Source organism: Allochromatium palmeri, assembly GCF_009720725.1.
Taxonomy (GTDB): domain Bacteria; phylum Pseudomonadota; class Gammaproteobacteria; order Chromatiales; family Chromatiaceae; genus Thermochromatium; species Thermochromatium palmeri.
The window spans coordinates 1-3526 of sequence record NZ_WNKT01000100.1 but is presented as its reverse complement, the minus strand read 5'-3'; the positions used below and the strand labels follow the sequence as shown (position 1 = coordinate 3526).

Here is a 3526-nt window from a genome sequence, read left to right as displayed (position 1 = left end):
TGACAGTTGTTGTCCAGTTCCTGCTGGATCTCCTCCGGCGTCCAGGCGCGGTTCGGATCGAGCGGGATCTGGAGCAGGTCGTCAAGTGTCGCGCGCCGCTCACCCTTGGCCAGCTCGGCTTGGAGCGCGGCCACATCGATCTGGTGATAGTGCATCGCGTGCAGGGTGGCGGCAGTCGGGGAGGGCACCCAGGCGCAACTCGCTCCAGCCTCTGGATGCGCCGACTTGGCCGCGAGCATGGCGGCCATTTCGTCGGGCATGGTCCACATGCCCTTGCCGATCTGGGCCTGACCACGCAGACCGCAGGCCAGCCCGACATCGACGTTCCAGTCCTCGTAGGCGCGCAGCCAGGCCGCGCCCTTCATGTCGCCCTTGCGCAGCACGGCGCCGGCTTCCATGTCGGTGTGGATCTCGTCGCCCGTGCGGTCGAGGAAGCCGGTGTTGATAAAGATGATCCGCTCGCGCGCGGCACGGATGCATTCCTTGAGGTTGAGCGTGGTGCGCCGTTCCTCATCCATGATGCCGATCTTGAGCGTGTTGCGCGCCAGCCCTAGCGCGTCCTCGATGCGCCCGAACAGATCGACCGCGAGCTATTGCTCATCCACTATACTCTCTGGCAAGACATCTCACAGAAGCCGTCGGCGCGACGGCCGCAGCCGCTGCATCAGCATCAGCATCAGCGCCACCAAGAGAATGAGCGGTTATTGACTCACGTCAATCAATCCGGCGGCTGGAGGAATGTCTGAGGGGTATCCACTCGAAGGGGATCCGATTCATCGCTGTTGAAATGGGGAACCAATCACATGAAGAAGGCAAAGCTCCTTGTTCTCGCAATAGCCTCGGTCATCACGGCGCACGGCGCCTCGACTCTGGCCTTCGATGCAGACTTCATCAGCGGCGTGCCCATGAATCAGGCACGCATGGCGCACAACCAATTGGCGCTCGACGACGGCACGGTGCTGGTCTTCGGTGGCCATGGCACTGGCTTCGTGTCGCTCGTGACCGCCGAAGCCCTCTACCCGGGAGCCCACTCCTTCGACACCCTGAGCATGCTCTATTCGCACGACTGGCCCGCCTTCGCGGTTCGCGGCAACGGCGAGGTTCTCTTGGCGGGAGGCTCGAAAGACTCGGGCATTCCTGGCTACACCTGGGCCGAGACCTTCGACCCGACCACTGAGCTCTTCTCCGCAACGGCCCGCCCCCTGAACCGTCTCAGAACCGGCTGCGGCGCAGCCTATCTAACCGGCGGAAAGGCACTCATCGCCGGCGGCTGGTACACCCAGAGCGATGCCTACGCCTACGGCGAGCTGTATGACCCCGGCACCCGCACCTTCACGGCCACCGGGGCTCTGAACGCCTCTCGGGCCTATCCGGTCGTCCTGCCCGACAATGGGGGAAACGGGGTCGTGCTGGGCGGTTATCACTACACCGCAGGGACCACCATCGACAAGGTCGAGCTCTATCAGACAGCGACCAATGCATTCAGCGTCCTGCAAGAATCACTCTTCCCGCCGGAGACGGGGTGGGGTGTTAACACACTGACTCGCCCTATTCAGGACCAAGCCCTGAGCAACGGCCGCTATCTGCTCCTCGCATCCAGGTACAATGGCTCAGTCTACCAATACCGGCTCTTCACCTATGACCCTGAGACCAGGGCGATCGAGCCGTTCGAAACGACGCCGGCGTTACCCGACTCGTCCGAGTTTGCGTTCCTTCAGCCTGTCGTCGACCGCGGTCGCGGTAAGGCGCGCCTCCTCGCCTTCAATATGAGCTTCACCGGACAGGGGAATGAGTATTACCTCTTCTCGCTGGATCTTGCCAATGGAGGACTCGAGCAATCCGATTCGGCCCATGTCCTACCCTATAACCTCGGCTGGGGCGGACTCACACTGCTGCCGAATGGCAACCTCTTCGCAACCGGCGGAAGCGTCACCAACAACTTCGACCCAGTGAGTGAGACGCTCGTCATCGTCCCGTACGACCAGGACGTGACCCAGATCTGCAGTTCCGAGGCCATCAACATCCAAGACGAGACCTACCAGGGCACATGGCTTATCCGCACCGAGACGACGCTGACCACGGCTGGCGCGGTCGTGGTCTTGCCGGATGCTCACGTGAGCTTCGAGGCCCAGGAATCCATCGTCCTCGGCAGCGGATTCGCGGTGAATGCGGGCGGTCGCTTCCATGCCTCGGTCGCCCCGGTATCTTGCGAGGCAGCGATCTGAAGCGGATGCGGATGCGGGCATCGTGCATGGCGGCGAGCAGGATTGACGCGCCATGACGAGCGCCGGTCCAGCAACGGCAGAAGGTGGAGGACCACTCCGGCAGGATCTTCACCTTTTCGCCCCTTTGCGCCAACCCTGCAGCGGCGCGCCGCGGCTCGAGACACACGGCTCGATTCAGCCGGTGCCAAGCATCGGTTGGGGTCGCGCCCATCGCAGGTCCGGTGCTTGGGATCCTCGATCGTGTAAGCCGGGGACCGCCCACGGCGATCGGCCAAAGCGACCTCACTTGGCACTATCCGGAGAATGGGGCCGGCGCGCCCGGGCGGATGCCCCGAACGTCTCCAATGAGGCCGCCAGCGACACCGGCAAGTGCCGCCGCTGGGCCGCAAGCTTGGGAAGCACGCGCTCGCGCAACAGGATCTCTTCGCTCAAATCGGGATAGCCGAGCGCACTCAGATAGTCCCGGACGAAGAGCCGCGGTGGCGCCCCCTCGATCGCGCGCAGATCGTCGTAACAACAGCGCGCGAGGTAGAGCGCCGCAACGTTGGCACGCACGTCCACCGGAATCCGGCTCGGCTGCGCGAGCTCCGGGTAGCGGCTGAACTGCACGCTCTTGCAGAGCACCTCCGGAAGCTGCCAGCTGCGCAGCAGCTCCGCGCATGCGCCCGAACAGATCGACCGCGAGCTGCACTTCTTCCGGGCCATGCATCTTCGGCTTGACGATATAGACGCTGCCGGTGCGCGAGTTGCGCCGTGCGCCATGCTCGGGATGGATGTCGTGCAGGGCGCAGAGCACGGTGATCATGCCGTCCATCAGTCCCTCGGGGATCTCGCGCCCCCCGGCATCGAGCACCACGTCCGTGGTCATCAGATGGCCGACGTTGCGCACCAGCATCAGCGAGCGTCCCGGCAGGGTGAGCGAGCCGGTCCCGACACGGCTGTAGATCCGATCCTCGGCCAGGGCTCGCTCGACCGTCCGTCCGCCCTTGCTGAAGCTCGCGGTGAGATCGCCGGATTCTTAATCCGCACGGCGTCAGAATACCCAAGCCTACCCCAATTCGCGGAGCGCTCAGAGGGCCGCTGAGGGTGTCACAGCGCGTCTCGTTTTTGCGACACTCGACGAAAGCGGCCCGCAGGGCCGGAAATTGGTCGCCGCTTGTGTAACTTCTCAATAAGTCATGGCAGCCTTGGCTGAAGATATCCGTTAAAGTACCCCATCGCTTCCCTCATCGTTTCCCGCGACTCGTCCAGCCGTCATGCCCAGCCCGATTGAACTCCCTGACATCCCCGACGCGGAACGC

The 3526-nt window shown here is 63.7% G+C and carries 2 protein-coding genes and 2 pseudogenes; 1 reads left to right on the top strand and 3 read right to left on the bottom strand.

Going from position 1 to position 3526, the window contains the following annotated elements; all coding sequences use genetic code 11:
- A pseudogene (locus GJ668_RS19450) lies at positions 1–587 on the bottom strand (malate synthase G); the annotation flags it as partial.
- A 216-nt stretch (positions 588–803) separates the two neighbouring features.
- Here GJ668_RS19450 and GJ668_RS19445 point away from each other — a divergent pair.
- Positions 804–2225 (top strand): 3-coathanger stack domain-containing protein, encoded by a 1422-nt coding sequence (locus GJ668_RS19445; RefSeq protein WP_155451737.1) that lies wholly within the window; start codon positions 804–806, stop codon positions 2223–2225.
- 282 nt (positions 2226–2507) lie between these two features.
- On the opposite strand, the gene GJ668_RS19440 is transcribed toward GJ668_RS19445, so the two are convergent.
- Both GJ668_RS19440 and GJ668_RS19435 read right to left on the bottom strand, forming a co-directional pair.
- The gene (locus tag GJ668_RS19440; protein ID WP_155451736.1) at positions 2508–2930 is read right to left on the bottom strand and encodes a hypothetical protein; all 423 of its coding nucleotides are present in this window, start codon (positions 2928–2930) and stop codon (positions 2508–2510) included.
- Positions 2875–3237, bottom strand: a pseudogene (locus GJ668_RS19435) (malate synthase G); the annotation flags it as partial. The pseudogene GJ668_RS19435 and the gene GJ668_RS19440, both read right to left, overlap by 56 nt.
- Between the last annotated feature and the right edge of the window lie 289 nt (positions 3238–3526).